This is a genomic window from Chitinispirillales bacterium ANBcel5, from assembly GCA_029688955.1.
In the GTDB taxonomy this organism is placed as follows: Bacteria; Fibrobacterota; Chitinivibrionia; order Chitinivibrionales; family Chitinispirillaceae; genus Cellulosispirillum; species Cellulosispirillum alkaliphilum.
Map to the genome: position 1 here is coordinate 139,321 of JARUKZ010000007.1, position 23,682 is coordinate 163,002.

The following is a 23,682-nucleotide window of genomic DNA, read 5'->3' on the forward strand; positions in this document are numbered from 1 at the left end:
AATAAGGTTATGCGGGTAGGGTTTGCTTCAGATCATGGTGGATTTGGCTTAAAGAGTGACTTTTTAAAACGGCTTGGAGAGCTGGGGTATGAACTGCTTGATTACGGAGCGTATGAATATGATGCTTCAGATGATTTTCCCGATTTTGTACACCCTCTGGCGGTGGCACTGAGGGAGGGTGAGGTTGAGAGGGCGATAGCAATTTGCGGCAGTGGGATTGGTGCCTGCATTGTGGCAAATAAGGTAAGGGGGGTGAGGGCTGCACTGGTAGGGGATTCCTTTTCTGCTCACCAGGGGGTTGAGCATGATGACATGAATTTCATCTGTATTGGTGCCCGTGTGGTGGGAAGAGAGCTTGCCTATGAGCTGGTTAGTGTGTTTCTTCAGGCCCGCTTTATTTCTTCAGGGAGGTTTTTACGGAGGGTGAAAAAAATCGATAACCTTGACTTGGGTTTGCGGTGAGTAGTTGCATACAGGGAAAATTACTCTACCTTAAGAAGCGTATAAGTTATTAATAATAGAAAGAGTTAAATCGCAATCATAAAGTGGCATAGAGCTTGCAATTATTTATGTGTAGTAATAATCTCTGGACTCCTTAGTATAGGAGTAGGCAGGTTTTGAGCTCAACGGAAAAGAGGAGGCGTTTTATGGATATTGCACAACAGGGATATAAAGGTGAACCAAGACAGAACCAGGCTACTGCAAAAACTATAGGTACCGGAACACTGGCTGAAGGTATAGTAGGGGCAGGAGCAATGGTTGTGGCGATTTTGGGGCTTGTGGGGATACTTCCTCTTATAATGCTCTATGTAGCAACCATTGCAGTTGGTGCTGCACTGCTTTTTGAAGGAGGAGCGGTTTCGAGCAGAATTGGTACTATGGCTCGTTCAGAGCGTGCTTTAAGTAATGAATATGCGGAGTTAGGAACCGGAATGACCGCGGAGTTTTTGGCTGGTGCTGCAGGGGTAGTATTAGGGGTGTTAGCATTACTTGGTATAGCACCTATAACGCTGGTATCCATTGCCGCAATAGTGTATGGAGGGGCATTGATTTTGGGTAGTTCTGCTACTGCCAGAATAAACTCATTATCATTTAGGAATTACGAAACCGAATCAGGCTCTCAGGCTGCACAGGAGGCGCTGGTAGCTGCATCCGGAGTACAGATGTTAGTAGGTATCGGTGCTGCCGTGCTTGGGATACTTGCTCTTATTGGCATAGCACCTGTAACTCTGACGTTGGTTTGTATGCTTATGCTCGGTTTTGCCGATATTATTAGTGGTGGAGCGATTGGTACCCGGGTAATGAGCATGTTTCGTCGTTAAGGGTAGAGTACATGAAACTTGTCTTGTGCGGTGGATTCTGTGCGATCCGGCAGTTGCGCGGATGAAACCGTGCGGGCAAGCACGAAGAGAATGTTAGGGCGTCAGTAAAAAGCAAGAGGGAGTGAAAAATGAGGTCTGGAACATCTAAAACGCTACTTCCCAGCACCTCTTTTGGCTATAACAGTATGGGGGCGCTTAAATCCGTAATGCTCCATATTCCAGGCAGAGAGCTTGAATTGGTTAAGGGTGATAATTGCAGTAAGTATATGTTTAAGTCCGTACCCGACAGTAAGCAGTACAGAAAAGATCTTATGAATCTCAAGACTTTTTTTCAGAACAGGGGAATTGTTGTTCATGAGTTATCAGATCTGGTTTCTTTAAACAACGAGATGATAAATTATCTGCCCTGCATTACTCGCGTACATGACACTGCAGTTATAACCGATCACGGCGCGATTGTTTCATCGATGGCTCACGAGGGGCGAAGAGATGAGCAGGTGGTGATACGTGAAGCACTGCAAAGGCTGAATATACCGTTGTTGTATGAGTTTGATGACCCGCTTGATGCCTTCGAAGGGTGTATGATTATATCCGATTCAACTCTTTTGGTGATGAATACAGCATTTCACAGCGAAAGTTCAAACTGGAAACTTATACCCGGGGCATTAAATTATTTCGATGAAGTGCTCTATATTGATATTGGTGGTAGCGCTCGTTTTTCACATCCCTATAGGTTGTTCAATAAAGTAAGTAATCATCTTGTCCTGGCATATCTTCCAGCTTTGCATAAATCTTTTAGGATCGATCGCTATGGTACCGAACGTATTGATCTTTCTTCCTATCTAAAATTTAAGGGAGTAGAGACAGTTGAACTTTCAGAGCAGGAGTACAAAAATATGGGATGTTGCTTTATTGCTCTGGAGGAGGGGGTTATTGTTCATCACCCACATGCTTTAGAAAAAAATACCCTAAAAGAATTACAGAAAAGGGGAGTACAGATGGTGTTCTTTCAACCTGAGGCCATACTTGCCGGGGGAGGAAGTTTGAGAAGTCATACTCTGAGACTGCTAAGAGGAAACGAATGTTAAACTAACTAACGGGGGATGGCTTATGCAGGTTCCAGCAGAAATATCTTACAGAGATGTAGAAAAGACCGAAGCAATTGATACCTTAGTGCGTCAAAAAATCGATAAACTCGACCGTATATGTGACCATATTACAAGTTGCAGAGTAATGATCGAGAAGAGCCAAAAACACCAGCGCTCGGGGCAACCCTACAAGGTCAGGGTTGATCTTAAAATCCCGCCCGGGCATGAGTTGGCCATAAGCAGAGATCCTGTTAAAGGGAGTATGCACCAGGACCTCTCTTCTGAGATCAGGTGGGCTTTTGATGCTGCGGAGAGGCGGTTAAAGGAGCTTATGGAAAAACAGCGAAGGGATGTAAAAAAACATCCATTCCAGGAGATGCAGGGGGTGATAGAGAAGATTTTCAAGGGCGAAGGCACAGGCTTTATCAGAACTATTGATGGAAGAGAGGTCTATTTTCATCAAAACAGTGTGGTAAACGAAAAATTTGAGGACCTAAAAGAGGGAGCAGGGGTAAGATTTGTAGAAAGTATGGGTGAGAAAGGTCCCCAGGCTTCTACAGTCATGATTGTTGAAGGACATAGAAGCTTATAGCCCTATCCCTTCTTTTTGATTGTATCCCTTTGCTCCGTGGTTTATTCAGGGCAAAGGGATTATATCTTTTTACAGAACCATCTTTATAGCTTTGTGTTCCCCCAGGGATCTAAAATAACGATCCCGCTCATGCTCATTAAAAACAACCAGCTCAACATTATAACTGACATACTTACCTTTATTACTCCTGTTGGATTCTTTGAAACTATACGATTCTGGTTGAATTACGCTATCCACTGCTTGTTTCATTGTTTGGGGATCGGTACCTATAATTGTGTATGTCCATTTTGCGGGGTAATTAATCTCTGCTTTTTTGTTGTTAATCATTGGTAGTCCTTCGTAGAAAAAAAATAGTACCTCAGTAACGTTGGTAACTGTTTACGGGGTATTACTCAAAATATTTTTACCGCAAACCGATTTTATTGATCTCTATGGACACTTTTAACTATCTTGTTTTTAGTTTAATTTTCCATCTTCTCTGGTAATAAAATAGTAATTAAACATGAAGAATTTAACCCCGATTCTAATCCTTCTTGCATTTTTCCTCTGTTGTGACAGCCAGGTACCGGCAGGGTTTAAAGGAGCATCGGTATACAGAACTGCTAATTTTAGAATTCATTTTCATGAAGCTACCTATAATTCACAAGAGATCCAAACGATTGCCCAAAAGAAGGAACGGTTGCTCCAACGTATTACAAATATCCTTCAGGTAGACTTTAATAAAGTCATTGAAACGTACCTCCATTCTACAGGGTATGTCTCCTACGCATACTCCGACCGACCAGAGGTCCATGAGACCAGGTATTATGTTGAAGAGGACAATGGGCATGAGATAGCGCATATCGTTGTATTCGATAAACTGGGATATAACAGCTCTCAGTTTATGGTGGAGGGGATAGCGGTTATGCTCGAGTACAATCGTCTCGATCCAATAACTACTTTTCAAAACCTTTTTGCTTTTAACCGCAACTGTTATTATTCAATGGGTCATGGCAATACAATCGGTAGCAGGTTCCTTGATAACACTTTCACTGGGAGTTGGTATGAGTATAAAGAAGCCGGGGCTTTTTTATACTATCTCTCACAGGTCTATGGGATTGAAGCTGTAAAAGAGTTATATAAAGCAGGTGTGGGTGTTTCAAAATCTAATTTCAGAGAGACCACAGAAATGGTTTTTGTGGAGATATTCGACATTTCCTTTAAAGAAGCTGAAACGTATTTTGTACATACTTATCTGCATACTGTTATTGGTCACTTGAACCACTGCTTATACGATTAATAAAAACCTGAGAGCTGCAGAAGATATGAAGCATATAATCTATTCTTTACCGATATTTCTGTTATTTTGTTTTTGTTCCGATCATCAGATTACATTTCCGGAAACTCCGTTGAAATCTGAAATCACAGGGTACGTCGAACCTGTGGGTAAGAGGGTAACAATTTTCCTGGAAGATGCTATGCCGATAGATTCTGTGCAAAGCGATAGCGTTACCGGCTACTTTAAATTCAGGGATGTTCCACACGGCACCTACAGGCTCAGAGCCCGGTATGAAGAGTATCCTTCAGTCACCCGATTTTTATCCGTTTACGGCCATACTTCAACGGGAACCATACGGTTAGGTCCCTATCCATCTTATTTTAGGCGCTCTATTCCATCTGACAGCTCCATAATCGACAAACGGTTTTTCCTAAACAACATCTACCCTGATACAACTCTGAACTTTACTATACAATTTACCGAAAAGATGGATACACTGAGTTTAGGTAATGCAATAACTGTTACTCCCCAGATCCACTATTCAACTCAGTTCTGGAAAGATGAGTTGGTTTTGACATTTAGTGCACGGGATATTTTTGGTCATCCGGAGATAAAGGTTACTATAGATGAATCTGCCAGAGATGGAAAATTGCAGAAATCCGGTTACAATCTTCATCTTTTCCTTTTTCCCGACACTTCATATTATGAAGAGATGATTAGCCATGAAATTTTTAGTTCGCTTTTTTCCACCTTTCCTCAGACTATTCGAAAACACCCTTTGGAAACACTGAACTTTCATTTCAGAAACCGCATGGACAGAGCTTCTGTAGAGAATGCTTTTGACATGGATATCGAGTCAGAGAAAACTTTTTCCTGGTCAATAAACAGTAGAAATGAACACGTCTTTTCCGTTCGATTTGCACCGATACTTCACTATGATACCACTTATGAAGTTACTTTTAATGAAGGTTACAGATCTTTGGATGGTACAAAAACAGGTGAAAATGTTAGCGCTACAGTTAGAACCGAGAGAATGATAATTGATCCACCTACAAATCCAGGTGAACCGCAAAATCAGGTGGTAAAGCTGGATGAAGTTATAGTGCTTAGTTGTAATTTTCAACCGGATCCTCTCAGCGTAGTTAATGCCTTATCAGTGGAGCCTTCGCTGAACTATCTGAAGGTAATTGTGAGCGATAAAGTCATCGAATTGTTTCACTCCGGATTTGAACCTCAGACTGAGTATGTTATATCGTTAGATACTAGTGTAAGATCTGTGGAAACGGCTCACCAGAGCACAAAGAGCTTTAGTTATCATTTCAGAACAGGTGTAGAAAAGCATAAATTACCGCAAAAGAGTGCCGCTATCGTTACTGTCCCGGCCGATACAACAGATTATCTTTCTTCCGGTCAACCGATGAGGTTATTATTTCCTGGCTCTGTACATAGGGCAAATGTAGAATCAGGTATTTCAGTTTATCCTGCGCTAAATTATATAACATCCTGGCGCGATACTCTTTTTACTGAAAATGATGCAACTAAACGCATGAGAAGCATATTGGAAATTAATCCTGTTCAGCCGCTTAAGACCAATTCATTATACAGAATAGAATTAAATAGTGATAATTTGGGTAAGGGTTGGATACAAAATGAAACTGTTGAGTTTTTTTTCAGAACACCATTGTTAAGACCGGTAGTATATACACCTTTTGATGGTTCGGTGAATGTAGCGCCAAACAGGAATATAACGGTACAATTTAATGCACCGATAGATACAAGCAGTGTACTATCTTTATTTAGTATAGATCCACCGCTTGAGTCTTTGCATATCGATTCCTATTCAAAAGATGAATTTATGGTTACGTTGGGCCACAATGGTTTTGAGGAGCTAACAGAGTATACGGTAAGCATTGAAAATACATTTACCGATATTTACGGTGTAGAAATGGACAGAGGTTTTCAGTGGAAATTCATTACGAGTGAATACTAATGCATACATTTACACTGGTTATTTTACTGTTCCTTTGTTCAAAAATCTATGCTTATGAATTTCTACTCCTGAACCCACAGAATGAGCAAAGCTATTCCTTTTACCAAAACAATAATGAACTGTTTAACCATTTATCGATTCCGCGCGTTAAATTTGGAACTATCCCTGTTACTATGGATTACATCGGGTTAATTGAGAGAAGTTTTAATAACTCTCATTACAGTGTTCCTTTGAAGGTTGTTCTATCAACTCAAACTACAAACAATAGATTTGGAATCAGCATAGGATATAAACGGGAAAACAGAGAGAATGTTCAACATGGACATAGAAGCCAGAGCGTCTTCCCGCCATCACCCGGGGGGAGAAGGAGAGAAGATTCAACACTTTTTTCTGCTCACAAGTTTTCGGAAAATGTAGCTAAACTTGGTTTTGAGTTATGTAATTTTAAAGAGACAAATAGATATATTGCTATTGCTTCTGATCTTTGGTGGGGGAGAAGAGAGGGATTTAAATATGATGAATCAAGAGTGGTTCAAAAGGTTTCTAACGATACTTACGATTCACACACACTAAATATTACCACCTTTAATGGGCATCAAACTGGTGGCTTTAGAACTAAGCTGGGAATCTTCAGGCATACTCATATTCCTACTATATATAGCACAATAATTTCATCACTGCAATGGTCTTTTGACAGGTGGCTTCCTCAATATATAGAAAACGTAAGATATCAAATTGAAAATAATTATACTTATACTCAAAATTATGGTAGTGTAAAACAGTTTAGTGGATATAACAAAACGGATTTTAAAGTGAATATTGGCTCAGGGTGGAAGTCACTTAACAGTAATATCGATAGTTATATGAGTAGTATTGGTGGTAGCAATTTTAGTCCTTCGATTACATTTGAAGGAGCGATGTTTGAAGGAAAGTATCAGGTTAAAAATGAAAAACGTACAACTGTAAATAGGTGGGATACTATCTGGGGTTTAACGGAAGGAAGTAAAAAAACACGTCAGGTTGATTGTGGCTTGTGGACCAGTTTAAGATTTAATATGCTAAAAAATATATATGTTACTATTAAATCAGAGCTGAGAGGGGAAATAGTACTTTCTCCTCTTAATTCAACACAAATTCGCAATGAAAATGTAGTAACCACAGGGTTTGTGAATACATTAAATGATCGCTTGCTTTATCATCTGGCTCTCACCCTACCTCCTCTTACCACTATCATTGATAAAGGTACTATCCAGGTGCCTTTGAATGAATGGAAAGTTTTTTTACAACTATCCTTTATCGCTGATAAGGGATAGCAAACAGTTAGAAAACCAGCTTGAGCAGTGTTTTTTTTGATCGGATTTGAGACACAAACTTAATTCTGGTTATTTTATGTTTTTCTGGCCATATTGCCTGACAGGTAACTATTTTGATTATAAGCTTCACGATACTGCAAAGTTCCAAAATCAAAAAAGGTGAGTAATGTGGTTCAGAGTGAACGGGTTACCAATCTCAATGCTAATCCTCTCACAAAAGGAAAATATGTACTCTACTGGATGCAGCAGTCTCAACGGGTAGACTACAATCATGCCCTTGAATTTGCCGCAGAGATGGCCAATAAAAGTAATGTTGCACTGGTTGTGTTTTTTGCTATTACCCCTTCTTTTCCTGAAGCTAATTTAAGGCATTATTATTTTATGCTTTCTGGGATTGCCGAAATCTACAGAGCTCTACAGGCGCGTGGAATCCAATTTGTTGTAAGGATTGGTGATCCAATCGCTGGTGTAGTAGCGATGGCAAAAGAGAGCGTGATGCTTGTAACGGACTGCGGATATACATCCATTCAGCGTTCATGGCGCAGAGATGTAGCTAAAAGAATTGACCGCACGATGATACAGGTTGAAAGCGATGTAGTTGTTCCCGTGACTACTGCATCAGAAAAAGAGGAGGTAGGGGCAAGGACAATACGATCAAAAATCAACAGGCACCTTCATGATTTTTTAACTCCTCTAAAAACGGTAATGGTATCCAGAGACTCTTTAAATTTCAAATTCGATACGGTTAATGTTGAAGACATATCGGGGATAATAAAAAGGATAAAACCTGATGAATCGGTTACGGAGGTAAAATGGATACGGGGCGGTTCTGCCCAGGCGCATAGAACACTTGAATTTTTTCTGGAAAAGAGGTTGTCCGGGTTTGCAAAAGAGCGAAACGATCCTTCCAAAAATCATCTTTCGAATCTAAGTCCCTATCTCCACTTTGGACAGATATCACCAGTATATGTTGCAATTGAGGTTGCAAAGAGAAAATCACCTGACAGTGATGCTTTTATAGAGGAGATGGTGATTCGCAGAGAGCTTAGTTGCAATTTTACCTATTACAATAAAAGGTATGATCGGTTTGACAGCATTCCTGAGTGGGCTAAAAACTCACTTTCCAAACACGATAAAGATAAAAGACCGCAAAGCTACAGTTTAAAAACGTTAGAAGAGGCAAAGACCCACGATCCATACTGGAATGCAGCACAGCTGGAGATGGTTTATTTGGGAAAGATGCATGGATATATGAGAATGTATTGGGGTAAAAAAATAATCGAATGGACCAATAATCCTCAGCTTGCATTTAAAAGAGCACTGTATCTGAATAATAAATATTCCTTAGATGGAAGAGATCCCAATAGTTTTACAGGAATAGCGTGGTGTTTTGGTAAACATGACCGTGCCTGGGCCCAGAGAGCCGTTTTCGGAAAAGTGCGGTATATGAATGATAATGGTCTTAAGAGAAAATTTGATATGGACCAGTATATAAAACTTGTTGATAAAAGAATCGGGGAGGAAAAAGCTGGTTAATGAATGTGTTTTGGCGCCTAAAGGAAAGTAAGCATCTCCAGAGAGATGCTTACATAAACACACTTATTTAACGATGTTAAACTGCTGTTTTACTACCTTATTGTTATCTGAAAGCACAGCGATATATCTGCCATTTACGATGTTTTGGTTCTGAGGGCTCCACACTGCTCTACCGGAATTGATAGAAAAAGTATTGCTGATGAGATTACCTCTAAGATCGTAAATTGAAAGTGATGTGTTTTCTGAAACAGGTCCGTTATAGGTTAAAACAGAGTTTGCAAAAGAAAAGGAAGAATTTGATGCGGCGTTTCTTACAACTCTCTGAGCGCTGGTTGTTTCAAAGTCAAAATCACTGTAAGTCATTCCTTCAAACACTATTTCATCGATAAAAAGCTCAGCGTCTTCGGACTGAAATGAGATCTTATTAACATGTGTTCTTCCGCTGCTCCAGGTCATGTCAGGATCCCCAGCAGTTTCAGACCATAGCGCAGCTTCAAGCATATCAGAAGTGACTTCAATTGTTGCCCATTCATCGCTTAGGGTGATATCGTAACCGTAGTATCCCCAATCGCCGATATCATTAACATCTTTGGTTTCCATTCTAAGGCGTACGGTTCCGCTTCCCTTCACTCTGAGATTAACGGAGGTGAGGTTAGTAAAATCAAAATACTGTGTACCTTCACCGACCAGATTGGTACCTATGCCTGCAAAAGGATGGTCGTTATCGCTTTCAGAAACATCAAAAACGACGTGCAAGTGGTTTTCATCTTCATTAATCATGCTTTCGGTGGTAGTTTCTGTGACCACATCCCCCAAGCTATTTCTTATAACAGCCCCGTCGCCGTCTTCATAGGTATACCAATACCCTTCACCTTCAAAGGACGCTGACTCGGTGACTAAACCATAGATCGCCCCGACATAGTTTTGGTGTAAAGCATCACCATACAAAGGCTCAAAGCTATCAAGAACGGCCGTATCGTCGAGGTTGTAACTTTGAGCATTTGCGAAGGCAAACAGAGAAAGTAGAGAAAGTGTAAGAGATTTTCTGAAAATGGACATATACCCTCCAACTTATGTTGTTAATACTAAGTACACAAAAAGTATACAATGAACGGGTAATTTTTTCCAGTGCATTTAAGCTATAAACAGCTTACTCAATGGACTATCCTTATAATCTTTTTTTATTTAACCTGAATTAGATGGCCTTCAAATCGGTATATTGTTTGCACTCTAGCTTATAAGCAAAGTTAAAAGGGGGGCGGAGATGATGGTAAGATTTTATCTCTTGATTGCATGGTGCTCTTTGGTGTTTCAGTCTGTATTACTGGCGCAAATGCCTCCAGAGCAGTTAAACGACACGGTAAATGGAGCAACAGATGGGGTAAATGGTGTAACTCCCGGTTATGGAGCCGGGTGGTGGATGTGGACAGTTATTTTACTGATAATTGTAGCATTTATTGTGTGGTGGGCGGTACGTGCAGGGGGATCAGCGAACAGGCCAGGTGGCCCTTCATCCCGTTCACGATCGGTAGGGCCGGGAGGAAGAGGAAGTACCTGAAAGAGCAGTTTGCCAACAATTAGGCGTTTAGTTTTTGTGCTGCTCTTTTAGCAGAGGCGCGTGAAAGTCTGTCATTTATGGCCATCCCCAAGCCCGTGGATGGAATGGGCAGTGCATAGATTATATCGAGCCCAAGAGAGTCGAGCCTCCTCATAGCCGCAAAAAGATTACACGCAGCTTCTCTGAGATCTCCTTTAGAAGAGAGTATCTCAGTGGATACAACATTTGAAGGGACTTTTTCTCTATCGATCGGGGTAAATGAGAGTAGTCCACTTTTTTGCTCTTTTGAAATTTCCTCTGTGCTGGTACAGAGTAGCAAGGGAGTAACAGGGGAGTAATGTTGCTCACATCTTCCTGGTGATAAACTTGAAAGTTTTTCCTTTTGAGGTACGATTAGTGGTCCAATAATCTTTTCAATCTCCTCTTTTTCCAGCCCACCCGGTCTTAACAGCATTGGTGTATTGGTGGTAAAAGATACTATCGTCGACTCTATCCCAACGCTGCAGGGACCACCATCAATGATTGTTTCTATATTCTTTCCAAGCTGCTCCTTCACATGAACTGCCCGGGTTGGGCTGATACGTCCAAAAGTATTTGCACTTGGGGCGGCAATCGGACAGCAAGCTTTTTTTATAAGTCCAAGTGCGATATCATTGGCGGGCATACGTACAGCAGTGCTGGGCAGACCAGCGGTTACAATATCTGGCACAACCGGCAACTTTGGAAGTACAATAGTTAAGGGACCGGGCCAGAAAGTTTCGGTAAGCTCCCGGGCTTTAGAAGGTACGTGAGAGGCTATTTTTTCCAACCATTTGGTATCATCTATGTGCAGTATCAAGGGATCAAAATGGGGACGTTTTTTAACCTCAAAAATCCGGGCTACAGCGTTTTTATCAAAACCACAGGCACCAAGGCCATAAACTGTTTCGGTAGGAAAGGCAACCAGTCCTCCCTGTTTAAGAATTTTTGCAGCTCTAATGATTTCATCTGTCATTTCTTATAAATCTCCGGTTTGGACCTGGGCAGTTTAGAAAACTTTTCCAACTGTATTCCCTGTTTAAGCAGCGATAAAGATAAATAACGATTACTCTGGCGGCAATGATAGAGTAATATACGTTCCTTGGGTAAAAGAAATTTGTTGTATTTTACTATTTAGGTAGATATTGAGCCACTGTGCTCCTATTATATTTAGTATCGCAAATAACTATCACTTACATTTTGGGCCTGGTGGATAGATGTCAAATACACTGTATCCTGATCGCAAAAATCTCGAAAAGCATTACAAAAAGATGTTTCCAACCTATTCCTCTGTGCTTGAGGATTTTCAAAGAAACATCAAGGATAATTTAAAGGAGTTGGATGTTCATCTTACGGTTAAATACCGGGTGAAGGCTTTTGAGAGTTATTATAAAAAATTACTCAGCAGAATGGTTGATGAGAAGCGTACAGGAGAACTCATTCCTATTCAGGATATAATCGGAATCAGGATAGTATGCCCGTTTTTAGAAAATCTACAGGAGATTGTAGATGTGTTGAATAACCGCTACACACTTGAAGAGGTGGAACGAAAGGGGGCACAACACACATTTAAGGAGTTTGGCTATAATTCGATTCACCTGCTTATTCAGATACCGGCTCATATCACAGAACGGTATCCACAGCTTGAGAGCGGGATTTGTGAAATTCAGATTCGTACCTTTCTTCAGGATGCCTGGGCGGAGGTTGAGCATGAACTGATATACAAAGCACATATTACTCCACTGGATGAGCCTTTAAGGAGAAAACTGGCTGCACTTAACGCTAATCTGACACTTTCGGATATCATTTTTCAGGAAATACGTGACTACCAGCGCCAGCTTCATACAGAACTTGAGAAACGCAGGTATTCATTTTTGTGTCAACTGGAGGGACAGAAGCCCGGACTTGCACCGTTGGTTCAAAAAGAGTGCAAGGAAAAGGAGTTAAAAGCAGAACCAGTATTATCGGGAAATAAAGATCAACTTTTGCTTGAAGCACTTTTTGCGCATAACAGAAAAGATTTTGCTTCTGCCATAGCTATTTATTCCAGAATACTTGATCACCAAATCGACCCTCCACTTAAGGCTATCGTTTTGGTTCATCGTGGTATGGCATATTTTTCAGAATCGAAATACACCAGCGCATTAAACGATTTTCGTGCTGCTACCAAGTGTGAGCCCACAAACAGTCGTGCCTTTTATCACCTTGGGATTGCAAACAGAATACAGAATAAGAACGCCGAGGCCATAGATTCTTTAAAAACGAGTATCGACCTGAATCCTTACGATTTTAGAGCTCTTCTGGCTTTGGCTATGACTTATTATGAGGTTGGGGACTATGTTGCTGCTCTTGAGCATTGTGATAAAGCACTTAGAATAGATCCTCAATCAAAACAAGGGAATGATTTTAAATCACTTGTGATCTCTAAAATGAACATGTAGACTGCTTGGAAAAGCTCATACTGAAGTAAAGGCTGACCAGGAGTAGTCAGCCTATTTAGCTTTTATTGGACAGATTTTGACCTTTTAATTGCGCAGAACTCACCACACATACTACACAGAGCCTCATCGTTTGAGGGGAGGCTTTTTCTGTAGGCTTGTGCTTTATCCGGATCAACACACAGAGAGAGCATCTTATCCCAGTTGAGGTCAATTTTAGCTCTGGAAATTTCATGATCCCACTTTATTGCCTTGGGATGTCCTCTTGAAATGTCGGCTGCGTGAGCTGCAATTCTTGAAGCAATCACGCCATCTCTCACATCATCGATTGAAGGAAGGCGAAGGTGTTCTGCGGGGGTTACATAGCAGAGAAAGTCTGCACCGGCCATACCCGCAACAGCGCCTCCTATTGCGGCTGTGATGTGGTCATATCCTGGTGAGATATCTGTGACCAATGGACCCAGTACGTAAAACGGGGCGTTATTGCATAACGTTTTTTGGATCTCAATGTTAGCTTTTACCTGATGCAGCGGAACATGTCCCGGCCCTTCAACAAACACTCCCACATTTTTGTTTCTGGCTTTTTTAACCAAATCTCCAAGAATGATCAGCTCTTCTATTTGAACTCTGTCGGTGGCGTCATAGAGTGCCCCGGGTCTGAAACCATCACCAAGGCTCACTGCAACATCATACTGAGCACATATATCCAGCAGTCGGTCATACTGTTCATAGAGAGGATTTTCCTTTTTATTGTGATGAATCCACTCCATAATGATTGTACCACCACGACTGGTGGCACCGGCAAGACGTTTGACCTCTTTGAATCGTTCTACCGACTGGCGTGTGACACCACAGTGCAGGGTTAAGAAATCCACACCTTGTTTACAGTGGTTTTCTATGACTTCAAACATGTCGTCTGCACTAAGATCGAGAATCGATTTTTCGTTTTGCCTTGCAATAACTGCCATTTCATAGAGTGGTACAGTTCCGATTGCGACCGGACACTGTTCTATGAGAGCTTTTCGAATAGCAGCCAGATCTCCGGCCGTAGAGAGGTCCATTATAGCATCCGCACCATGTTTAACAGATACTCTCATCTTCTCAAGTTCTTCTTCTATATCGCTTAGCGAGGAGGAGGTGCCGATATTGGCATTTATTTTGATACGAGTTTTAGTACCGAGGGTTAGTGGTTCTACTGTTCTTAGATTATTTCTAACTATTACTATTGAGCCATCGGCTACATGTTGTCGCAGTTGCTCAGGGTCTAACCCTTCTTTTTGTGCGGCAAATTTAATTTCGTCTGTAATAATTCCGGCTTTGGCCTGTTCAACCCTAGTCATAATTAATTGAAGGCTCCAATTTTTGTTGGGAATGAAAAAGTACAGTTTGGGAAAACTCTGAAGAGTCTGTAGAAGCTGTACTACTAAAAATGTACCACTAAAAATAGTAAGCGCACTAAGGAATAAATAAAAAAAGAGACCTTTTTTCAGACATGTATACTCATTTTAAGGCTTTAGGGGGTGATAAAAGAGCAAAAATTTGAATCCGGTACATAAAATGATCTATATTGAATGCTTCCTTTGTGGATCAGAGGGAAATTATTGAAAGTTTAATTGTTTAATACACCATAAATCATTGAAATAAAAGCCACACTTATGCTAAAATTATGAAGAGGTACCTGCAGATAATAAGCTGGTATTTTTTAGGAGGAACGAATGAACACGCTAACGAAAAAACAGCTCGAATACTTCAGAGATAAACTTCTTGCCGAACGGCAAAAGGTACTCGAAGAGATGGATGAACTCCAGCAGAGTAACTTAAAACAGTCTATATCGGATGCTTCCGGTGAAAACTCCCGTTACAGTTACCATTTAGGTGATGTGGCTTCTATATCCTATGGCAGAGAGTTTTCAATGGGTTTGGCAGAGCGCCAACAAAAATATCTTGAGCAGATCGATGATGCTATTCAGAGAATCGATGAAGGGACTTACGGTGTATGCAAAGTTACAGGGGAACTTATTGCCATTGAGCGGCTGGAGGAAGTACCTGTTGCTAAGTATTCGGTTAAAGGCAAAGAGATTATGGAGCGTAGAAAACGCCAGGGACTTTAGTTTTTTATCCTGCCCATCTGTTTTAATCAACCGCAAACAGAGTATATTTCATTATTAGAATATCACTAGGGGTGCAGAGAAAGTTATTTCTTCGCACTCCCTTGTTTTTTCTTATACTTAGTACTCAGTATCTCCCAATCCTGTTTGGAGCAACTATCAGTCAGGATTTTATGAAAAAAGCATTACCTTTATTATTCCTGATTTTTAGCTTTGGTTTCATTACTAACACTGCAGCTGACACGCTTTTTTTATCGTCTGATGGCTCTATTTCCAATTTAGATCGAACAGCTCCTCTAAAGCGCACTCTAAGAGCTGCAATGAGAAGTAGCTCTCAGCTGCAGTATACTATAACAGGGGTTATGGATTCACTTGGGTATCTGGATCACCGCCTATGGTCCAGAGCACCTGATACACTTGCTCTGTTACCTGGCAGGCGGTATGAAATTGAAACAATCGAAATTTCAAGCAACAGTGATATCAATTCCGACCAATACATTCCTTCTCTGCCAAGACCTTTTGATTGGGGAGAAGTGACAGCGCTATCATCAAAGATTACCAGAAAAATGGCTCAATCGGGGTATCCCTATTCGAGAGTTGTGGCATCGTTTCAAAAGTGCAGTGATGATGAAAACTCTGGTGTGTGCGTGCTGCTTGAAGTTGATTCTGATCATAAAACGAGGTTTTGGGCTCCTTTAATCTACGGAGAAACTAAAAATCCGGATCTCTATAGTCGTGAAATTCGGATAAAAGAGGGTGAAGTGTTTGATATAAGGAGAATTGAAGATGCACTTGGAAGGCTTGAGATGCGTCCCTATGTTTTAAGCGCAACCATTGAGCCACCTTTAATCATAGAGAGTGGTGAAGAATTCGACGATAGTTTAAAAAAAGTTGTAGTTCCATTTATCATACATGAGCGTTCCGGGATGGATCTTGAGGGTGCACTTGGTTTTCAATCCGGATCCTCTTCAAGTCTTAGAGGAAGTTTCAATCTTTCTTTAATTAATGTTTTCAATCAGGGAGAAGTTGCTGATATTCATTACTCCGGGAACAGAGTGCTTCAGGATTTCAATGCTGCAATCAGAAAACCTTGGGTTTTTGGATTACCGTTAAATGCCGGGCTAAAGCTTGGGATAGAGATTGAAGAGGCGGGGTATGGTTTTATGTCTGGTGAGATTAATTTTGATGCTGATGTGGGATCAAGGATTTTAACCGGAGTGGCATTTCATGGTTCAGAAACGGTGCATGATACCTCAGGGAGGTGGACCTTTTTTGGTACAGATCTTTTCTTAAAGCGTACTGCGCATAACTACAGACGCGGTGTACAGACTGGAGGGTTTTCTGTAAAAACGGGAACAGGTTTTGCTAAAAGAGAAAAGCTTTATACCAGGAGTCGGGTAGAATTAAATGCAGCGCTACAGGTTCCGTTGTTTGATAGACAAGCTATAATTCTCAGGCTTAATTCGAAAAATTTGATTACCAATGAAGAGACCCTGGCACCAGCAGAAATGTATCGAGTGGGTGGACATCAGTCCATTAGAGGGTATTCGGATAATGAATTTGCTTTCAAAAATGTAATGTACGGACAGCTTGAATACCTCTATTACTTTAATGACCGGGCTTCAGTATTTATTTTTCTGGATGCTGGAGCAGGCTTGGATAATGATGCTTCATTTGATTTCTCCAAACGACGTGTCATGATGGGGTATGGTGCAGGGGTGCGTTTCCCTGCAAGGGGAGGAATGGTTTCGGTTGAGTGGGCAAGAAACTATAAAGAGAGCCACAGGGGAGGAAGAGTGCACGTTGGGGTAAAAAACCGCTTTTAATAAAGAAAAGGTATATGAACTATACAACTTTGAAGGTAATCTGTTTTTTAGTAATTATTCCCTGTTTAGGTTATTCTGCTGAAAATAATCTCTGTTCAATACCTGAAGGGCAATGGTCATCTCTGCCTAACTCACAAAAAGCAGAGCACCTGAACCGTTTCTCTTCAGAGACTGATAAACAGTGTTTTTTAATTTATACCAAAAGGTTTTTATCTACAGGCAGAAGAGTTGATAATCAAGAGTATCTTGATCAACTTACGGCTTTCACCTCCAGGGCAGGGATCTCTTCGTCTTTTATCGCCTCATTATATGGTATAAAAATCCTGAGAGAAAATAAGCCTCTTTGGAACCAAATTGTTAAAAAGTGGAAAGATGAGAATCATCCGTACTATCTGGCTCTTTCTGGTGAAGTTGAACGGGGAAGATTTGCACTTGCCGACACTCTTTATGCCATTTTGGATGGCTATAAAGAGCTTAATGCCCAGGACATACTTAGATGGGCAAGGGTAAATGCGGTTATGGCACGATATGATAAATCTACACACCTATACTGTACGGTAATTGGCCTACAAAGCAGAATGTCTCATATTGTTTTAAATCAAATGCGTCAGTTCCTTAGGGAGGCCGATGATGTAGGTGCAGTGAGCAGTTCTTTGGAACAATTCAAAGCATGTGCCTTGAATCAGGAAAAAGCAGACACTGTTCTTATTTTAAACTGGCTTGCAGATGTGTATTCAGAAAATCAACTATTTGAAAAGGAACTTGATGTAGTAAAAATGCTTGAGTCCCTAAATGTTCCTGTTGGCAGGCGGCTTACAATGTCTGCAAGAGAACATTTTTCACAAAAAAGATACAGAAAAGCAGTACCATTTGCTCTAAAAGCCTATAAAACCCTTCAGCCAGGAGATTTGCATACAGAAGCAGCTACTATTCTTTATCACTCATATCAAAAGCTATCAGTTGCTGACTCTGCGCTGTTGTGGCTCAAGCGGTTAGACATTTCCCAAAAGAACAATAAAAATGCAGCTATATATCTTTATCAACAAACAGGGCACCTCGACTCAGCGTTAACTTTGCTTGAAACCTTTGAAGAATCGATAGTTAAAGATACTTTATTAGTGAGGCACTATCTCTTTTCCGATGATATGAAGCGTGCTATTGAAATGGCAAACAGTTCTTCTGTTAATTGGGTTCGTAATCGCAGAGATGCCTCATTGTGGCGGGCGCGGACATATCTGTTTGCCTTAAAAATCGATAAAGCGGCAGATGAATATGAATCGGTTCGTTTTTCTGCTTCCTGGCCATACATGGATGAGGTGTTGGGCTCCAGGTTTATACTAAAAAGATATAATCATCTGCCTGATTTTTTGCATTTTTGGGCGCAGATTAGGTATAATCTATTCTTAGGTAAAATAGATGAAGCAGAAAAAATGCTAAAAAAAGCAAATTTCAATATGCAGCAAAAGCAGATTCTTTTGCTGCTAGTAGCACGTGAATACATAAATAAGGAAAACTACCTTAAGGCTCTTAAAAGTATGGAAATGTGGAAAAACCAAAATCCATCTCCGGAATACCTTTATTATAGAGCATATACATTGTATAATATCGGAAATAGTGCAGATGCTGCAGAGCTGTTACAGAAGATCTTATTGGAGTATCCAATGGATGTCCATGCTCAAAAGGCCCGGTCACTGCTTTCAGATATACGTATTTCAAGGTAAGAGGTTACTTATACTCAGGAGGTTTATTAAATGAGTATTCGTTGGATTAGAAATATTCTTATAGATGGTCAAAAAAGCACGATTGAAATACAGATTGGTGCAAAAAGTATAGGAGATAAGTGTTACACCAGAATCAATGATGAACCAGAGGAATGGTTTGAAAATATTTATGAAACACGAAACGATATTATAGCTCAAGGTACAGATTATCTAAAAAAACGCCTTGAGGGAAAAAATATAACCTATCCGGATGGACAACCTTATGACTGGCAATAATTCAAAAAAATACTTGGTCGTACATGGCCACTTTTATCAACCACCAAGAGAGAACCCATGGCTTGATATAATCGAAAAGCAGGACTCAGCAGCACCATTTAATGACTGGAATGAACGAATTTACGACCAGTGTTACAGGCCTAATGCATACTCACGACTTCTTGATGGTAATGGGATGATCGCTGATATCCATAATAATTATCAGAATATGAGTTTTAATTTCGGGCCCACGCTTTTTTCATGGCTTGAACGGTATCACTCCAGAACGGTTCAGAGAATATTGGATGCAGATAAGCACAGCCGAATTAAATTCAACGGCCATGGGAATGCCATCGCTCAGGTGTATAATCATATTATTATGCCTTTAGCGTCCAAAAGGGATCAACTGACCCAGATTCGTTGGGCTAAGTATGTATACAGGAGGCGCTTTGGCTCTGATCCTGAAGGGATGTGGCTAGGTGAGACAGCAATCAATATGGAAACTGTTCTGTGTCTTGTAGAAGAGAATATAAAGTTTGTCGTTTTATCGCCAAATCAGGCCGAAAAGTACAGAAGAATCGGTGAAGGTGGATGGACTTTCACATCTCAGCAAGGAATAGATACCAGAATACCATACAGGATTTTTCCACGCGATAGAAATGGTGTTCAGCATGAAAAGTATCTTGATGTTTTCTTTTTTGATGAAGGTTTATCAAAAGAGATTAGTTTTAATGATCTTTTAACCGACTCACGTATATTTGGAAATAGAATAAATTCCTGCTACGATCATCACAATGATGCTAATCAGATAGTTACAATCGCTACTGACGGTGAAACTTTTGGTCATCATAAACCATTTGGTGATATGTGCCTGGCCTATTTTTTCAAAGCTATTGCCCCTGAGCTTGGAATTACGCCGGTAAATTTTGGGTACTATCTTTCAGTCAACCCACCAACTCATGAAGTTACTTTGAAAAACGACAGTGGTGAAGGGACTGCCTGGAGTTGTGCACACGGAGTAGGCAGATGGACAAGGGATTGTGGCTGCAAAACTGGTGGAGAGGATTCCTGGCATCAGGCGTGGAGAAAACCGTTGAGAGAATCCTTTGAATACCTGCAACATGAAATTGACCAGCAATATGAATCCAGGATGTCTGATATTACCAATAAACCCTGGGATCTGCGGGATAAATACATAAGTGTAATGGGGAAAGCATCTGTTTCGAAAATGAGAACCTTTCTCAAAAATAATTGTACAATTGGTGATGAATTAGATGATCAAAGAGTTTTGGAGATCAGAACGCTGCTTGAGGCTCAGAAGTTTATGCTTTTTGCCTTCACTTCATGCGGATGGTTTTTCTCAGATATCAGCGGTATAGAAACAATACAGAATATGGCCTATGCCTGTAGGGCACTACAGCTTGGGATTTGTAAGGATAAGCAAAAGGAAACACTAGAGCGCTTTCTTGAACACCTTGAAAAGGCTCCCAGTAACGTAAATAATGCAAACGGCAGAACTCTTTTTGAGAGGCACATTCTTCCATTTTTTCATCACGAACGTATACTGGCATTCACGGCTGCTATTCAGCAAATTCTTGCAGTAAAAAAGAGCTCTACCTATTCCAATTTTGCTTATACCCTCAAGGCTCGTTCTCTAAAGACACTTAAAGGGGCGAGGGCTGTATATGATGTTGCTCTTATTGATCTGGAAAATCCCACTACCGGGGAAAAAAGTGCCTGGTCAGTTTTAGTCTCTCACCAACATGAAACTGAACTTAGGGGATGGGTAACTCCTGCTGAAAAAAAATTATCAGGAAGTTTGGCTTCTAAACCTGATGCCTGGATGACTCATGAGGATGCTCTTTCTTTCTCTCTTTCCGATCTCTTTTATAGTTCCAGGAGGGAGTTGAACAAATTTCTCCAGAAAAATATGTCTTCAGATACCGATAAGCGTTTCAATGACTGGTTTAAACAAAATGAGAAGCACATTAATTTGCTTTCAAAACTTGGAATCGATCTACCTGAATATGCTGCAGCTCCTCTTGAATATGTATATCAGCAAAAGTGGAACAAATTAATTCTTGGGCTTCAAAAAAGGGGGAGTGAGGACGAGGTGTTTGGTGAGCTCCTTCAAATTTATACTATGATGAACAGGTATTCTCTAGCTTTGGATTTTGAAGAAACTGCAGGAGAACTTCAGGAAATCATTATTAAGGAGCTAATTGATCTCAGTGAAAAACTTACGGTGCAAAAGTGTGAACGATTGAAATATCTTCTTAATATTGTAGATAGATTCAGTATACCAGTAATAAAAAATAAGTTAGAGGATCTATTTTTTCCCATTCTCAGGGATGCTGTCAGCAATTTCTGTAATGATTGTAACATTCAGAATGCTTCGGAAAAACACGGTTCTATATCTAATGGAACACTGGAGCTGGTGGTGAAATTTGCTAGAAGAATGAACTTTTCAACGACAAGCTATAGCAGCTAAGTCTTTGAATAAAAAGGAATTGGTCTATGTCTGTAAAACCTTTCCGGAAATTACCAGTGTTTAAAGTTGCTTTAAATATAGCTCTTAGATATATTTAGTGTGTGAATGAATGTTTGTGATATTACCCTAATTTTAAGGTCTGCTTTATGATTGAAAACAATTTGATTTTCTGGATTGTTCAGGCATTCATTCTATTACTTGGAATTGCTGTTGGACATAGCTTTATACTCCTGAAAATTCGTAAAGAGGAAAACAAAAAACGGGAGCTTGAGCTCGCTTTGCTTAAGAAACGTGCTGAGATTTTAAAGCAGGGGAAAAAAGTAGCAGACGATCTTGAAGAAGTTCTCTACAAGGCAAAGATTCAGCAGGAAATTGATGATATAATCAGAAAAGATGAAAATCACTGAGACCTTTACGCTCGCCCCAGACTATTTCCATTTTTAAGTTACCTTAGGTAAAGGGATGGTTATTATTTTCCTTTGGTTTTACCTTTAGTTTTTGTAGCGGATATGTCGAAGTAGAACACCTCATCACTGCCACTGTCTTGTGTCTGTGGTTGTTGTAAATTTTTTCCTTGCTGTTGTGCAAAAATTTTGGAAGCACTGATATTCATATCAAGATCAAGATCTATTTGGTCATCAGATTTTTCATATACTTGTTTTAAACCTGCTTTAATCTGACGATCAAATTGTCTGGCAAATACTTTTACTCTGTCGATGTTTGTACGATCATCAAAAACTAGAGCCAAAAATGTATCATCATCAACATTAGCTATATAAATGTGCTTGTCTTTGCCTTGATGATACATGGTGCAGAACTCTGTTTCACCCATCAAATTGGCTATGGCGAGAGTTGATGCGCTGTTCCCTGCTACAAGAGCCGCAAGTGAGACTATGTCTACCGAATCAAATTCGCCCTGACTTGTTAACAGTCTTCCATCTTTGTTAATTAAAACTGCCAGCAATAAATTAGCTTTTTGAGTTAATGGTTTTAATACGCTATTTAGCAGTTCTATATCTTCTGGAAATAGTATTATATCCTTCATTAAGGATTTTCCTTAAAAAATTTTGATAATAAACCTTTATGGCCTTTAGTGTTTTTAGGGTTTATGGGTTTCTTAACTGGTTTACGGTGTTTTTCCCGATCTACGGTAGTAAAATAAAAAGAATCTTCCATCTCTTCGGGAGTTGGTGGCTCGGAAGGCCCATGCATGCTTCCAACCTCGAAATTGATCTCATCGTCTGTATTTTGCTGAGCAGCGTTTTGATTGTTGCTACTATTTGCTGGTTGCTGGTAATTTTGCTGCTGTGGAATGCCTTGCATAGGTGCAGAATTACCACTTAGGTCGGGGTTTGCAATATCATTCTGCTGTTGAGGCAGGGTTCCTTTCTCCCGCATTTTACGTTGTTTTTCCTCTATCTCACGTTGATATTTTTCTATCTCCAGATCAAGATCACTTTTATTGCTTAATGGTTCAGGATTTTCATTAATCTCTGCTTCAAATGGATTTGAAAATTCAGGTTCTTCACTTGGAGAGTCTTCCACGTGATGAATCATTGGGGAGAAATCAACAGAATCATAATTAGTATTTGTAGCTTCGTTTTCTTGATTATTTTGTTCATAGGAACCATTATTTTGAGTTAATTCTATATCTACCTCATTTTCCTGGAATCCCGGAATCCGTGGCATTTCATTATCATTATCTCCTGAAAATTGTGTTAATTCTGAATTGCCCGAAATCAAAGAATCATGTTGATTGGAATTGAAATCGTTTTGATAATCATCTTCTGGTTCCGGAGGAGTAGAATAACTTTTCAGTTCTCTCGGTTGTGATGATTGAGGATCGATATTTTGAGTTGATCCTGGATTGGTTGAACCTGGTTCTATTCCTGGCTGTGGCTGATACTGCTGTTGGCCCGGGTCATATTGCTGCTGTCCAGGATAGTACTGCTGCTGTTCAGGATAGTATTGCTGCTGTCCCGGATGGTACTGCTGCTGTCCCGGATGGTACTGCTGCTGTCCCGGATCATACTGCTGCTGTCCAGGATAGTACTGCTGCTGTCCAGGATCATACTGCTGCTGTCCCGGATCATACTGCTGCTGTCCCGGATCATACTGCTGCTGTCCAGGATCATACTGCTGCTGTCCAGGATCATACTGCTGCTGTC

22 protein-coding genes are annotated in these 23,682 nt (G+C 40.4%); 16 read left to right on the top strand and 6 right to left on the bottom strand.

All coding sequences use genetic code 11. The annotated features are described in order from the left end of the window. Positions 1–9 precede the first annotated feature (9 nt). The 4 genes from QA601_05805 to QA601_05820 all read left to right on the top strand — a co-directional run bounded on the left by QA601_05805 (position 10) and on the right by QA601_05820 (position 3,002). Complete coding sequence (locus QA601_05805; GenBank protein MDG5814580.1) at positions 10–462, top strand: RpiB/LacA/LacB family sugar-phosphate isomerase; 453 nt, start codon at positions 10–12, stop codon at positions 460–462. Between the two features lie 185 nt (positions 463–647). Next, positions 648–1,322 (top strand): hypothetical protein, encoded by a 675-nt coding sequence (locus tag QA601_05810; GenBank protein MDG5814581.1) that lies wholly within the window; start codon positions 648–650, stop codon positions 1,320–1,322. Between the two features lie 128 nt (positions 1,323–1,450). Continuing rightward, on the top strand, positions 1,451–2,410 hold the full coding sequence (locus QA601_05815) for a hypothetical protein (GenBank protein ID MDG5814582.1): 960 nt from the start codon (positions 1,451–1,453) through the stop codon (positions 2,408–2,410). Positions 2,411–2,432: 22 nt separating this feature from the next. Continuing rightward, on the top strand, positions 2,433–3,002 hold the full coding sequence (locus tag QA601_05820) for an HPF/RaiA family ribosome-associated protein (protein MDG5814583.1): 570 nt from the start codon (positions 2,433–2,435) through the stop codon (positions 3,000–3,002). 69 nt (positions 3,003–3,071) lie between these two features. Here the strand turns inward: QA601_05820 and QA601_05825 are convergent, their stop codons facing one another. Further along, complete coding sequence (locus tag QA601_05825; protein ID MDG5814584.1) at positions 3,072–3,329, bottom strand: DUF493 domain-containing protein; 258 nt, start codon at positions 3,327–3,329, stop codon at positions 3,072–3,074. Positions 3,330–3,504: 175 nt separating this feature from the next. On the opposite strand from QA601_05825, the gene QA601_05830 reads away from it, so the two are divergent. The 4 genes from QA601_05830 (at position 3,505) to phrB (ending at position 9,099) form a co-directional block, all read left to right on the top strand. Further along, positions 3,505–4,281, top strand: coding sequence for a hypothetical protein (locus QA601_05830; GenBank protein MDG5814585.1), 777 nt, complete (start codon positions 3,505–3,507; stop codon positions 4,279–4,281). 109 nt (positions 4,282–4,390) lie between these two features. Next, positions 4,391–6,250, top strand: coding sequence for an Ig-like domain-containing protein (locus tag QA601_05835; protein MDG5814586.1), 1,860 nt, complete (start codon positions 4,391–4,393; stop codon positions 6,248–6,250). After that, positions 6,250–7,563 carry a hypothetical protein gene (locus QA601_05840; protein ID MDG5814587.1) on the top strand — a complete coding sequence of 438 codons (1,314 nt, stop codon included), beginning with the start codon at positions 6,250–6,252 and terminating at the stop codon, positions 7,561–7,563. The genes QA601_05835 and QA601_05840 overlap by 1 nt, the downstream gene beginning before the upstream one ends. 168 nt (positions 7,564–7,731) lie before the next feature. After that, a complete protein-coding gene (gene phrB, locus QA601_05845) occupies positions 7,732–9,099 on the top strand; it encodes a deoxyribodipyrimidine photo-lyase (protein MDG5814588.1) in 1,368 nt (455 codons plus the stop codon). Positions 9,100–9,162: 63 nt separating this feature from the next. Here the strand turns inward: phrB and QA601_05850 are convergent, their stop codons facing one another. After that, complete coding sequence (locus QA601_05850) at positions 9,163–10,158, bottom strand: hypothetical protein (GenBank protein MDG5814589.1); 996 nt, start codon at positions 10,156–10,158, stop codon at positions 9,163–9,165. Between the two features lie 205 nt (positions 10,159–10,363). Here QA601_05850 and QA601_05855 point away from each other — a divergent pair, with 205 nt between their 5' ends. Next, positions 10,364–10,657: a hypothetical protein gene (locus tag QA601_05855; protein ID MDG5814590.1), complete on the top strand. Its 294-nt coding sequence runs from the start codon at positions 10,364–10,366 to the stop codon at positions 10,655–10,657. 19 nt (positions 10,658–10,676) lie between these two features. Here the strand turns inward: QA601_05855 and QA601_05860 are convergent, their stop codons facing one another. Further along, entirely contained in the window at positions 10,677–11,651 is a 975-nt protein-coding gene (locus QA601_05860) for an L-threonylcarbamoyladenylate synthase (GenBank protein MDG5814591.1), read from the bottom strand. 241 nt (positions 11,652–11,892) lie between these two features. On the opposite strand from QA601_05860, the gene QA601_05865 reads away from it, so the two are divergent. Further along, positions 11,893–13,116 carry a tetratricopeptide repeat protein gene (locus tag QA601_05865; protein MDG5814592.1) on the top strand — a complete coding sequence of 408 codons (1,224 nt, stop codon included), beginning with the start codon at positions 11,893–11,895 and terminating at the stop codon, positions 13,114–13,116. 62 nt (positions 13,117–13,178) lie between these two features. Here the strand turns inward: QA601_05865 and thiC are convergent, their stop codons facing one another. Then, on the bottom strand, positions 13,179–14,453 hold the full coding sequence (thiC, locus tag QA601_05870) for a phosphomethylpyrimidine synthase ThiC (GenBank protein ID MDG5814593.1): 1,275 nt from the start codon (positions 14,451–14,453) through the stop codon (positions 13,179–13,181). A 375-nt stretch (positions 14,454–14,828) separates the two neighbouring features. Between thiC and QA601_05875 the strand changes: the two genes are divergently transcribed. The 6 genes from QA601_05875 to QA601_05900 all read left to right on the top strand — a co-directional run bounded on the left by QA601_05875 (position 14,829) and on the right by QA601_05900 (position 21,921). Beyond that, entirely contained in the window at positions 14,829–15,224 is a 396-nt protein-coding gene (locus QA601_05875; protein MDG5814594.1) for a hypothetical protein, read from the top strand. 170 nt (positions 15,225–15,394) lie between these two features. Then, complete coding sequence (locus QA601_05880) at positions 15,395–17,047, top strand: BamA/TamA family outer membrane protein (GenBank protein ID MDG5814595.1); 1,653 nt, start codon at positions 15,395–15,397, stop codon at positions 17,045–17,047. A gap of 14 nt (positions 17,048–17,061) precedes the next feature. Further along, entirely contained in the window at positions 17,062–18,768 is a 1,707-nt protein-coding gene (locus tag QA601_05885) for a hypothetical protein (protein ID MDG5814596.1), read from the top strand. 30 nt (positions 18,769–18,798) lie between these two features. After that, positions 18,799–19,044 carry a hypothetical protein gene (locus QA601_05890; GenBank protein ID MDG5814597.1) on the top strand — a complete coding sequence of 82 codons (246 nt, stop codon included), beginning with the start codon at positions 18,799–18,801 and terminating at the stop codon, positions 19,042–19,044. Then, positions 19,031–21,514: a DUF3536 domain-containing protein gene (locus QA601_05895; protein ID MDG5814598.1), complete on the top strand. Its 2,484-nt coding sequence runs from the start codon at positions 19,031–19,033 to the stop codon at positions 21,512–21,514. Before QA601_05890 ends, QA601_05895 begins: the two co-directional genes overlap by 14 nt. A gap of 146 nt (positions 21,515–21,660) precedes the next feature. Beyond that, a complete protein-coding gene (locus QA601_05900; GenBank protein MDG5814599.1) occupies positions 21,661–21,921 on the top strand; it encodes a hypothetical protein in 261 nt (86 codons plus the stop codon). A 62-nt stretch (positions 21,922–21,983) separates the two neighbouring features. Here the strand turns inward: QA601_05900 and QA601_05905 are convergent, their stop codons facing one another. Together QA601_05905 and QA601_05910 are read right to left on the bottom strand one after the other, a co-directional pair. After that, complete coding sequence (locus tag QA601_05905) at positions 21,984–22,559, bottom strand: roadblock/LC7 domain-containing protein (GenBank protein ID MDG5814600.1); 576 nt, start codon at positions 22,557–22,559, stop codon at positions 21,984–21,986. Beyond that, positions 22,559–23,682, bottom strand: a 1,124-nt coding sequence (locus QA601_05910; GenBank protein ID MDG5814601.1) for a hypothetical protein, incomplete at its 5' end; no start/stop codon positions are given. The genes QA601_05905 and QA601_05910, both read right to left, overlap by 1 nt.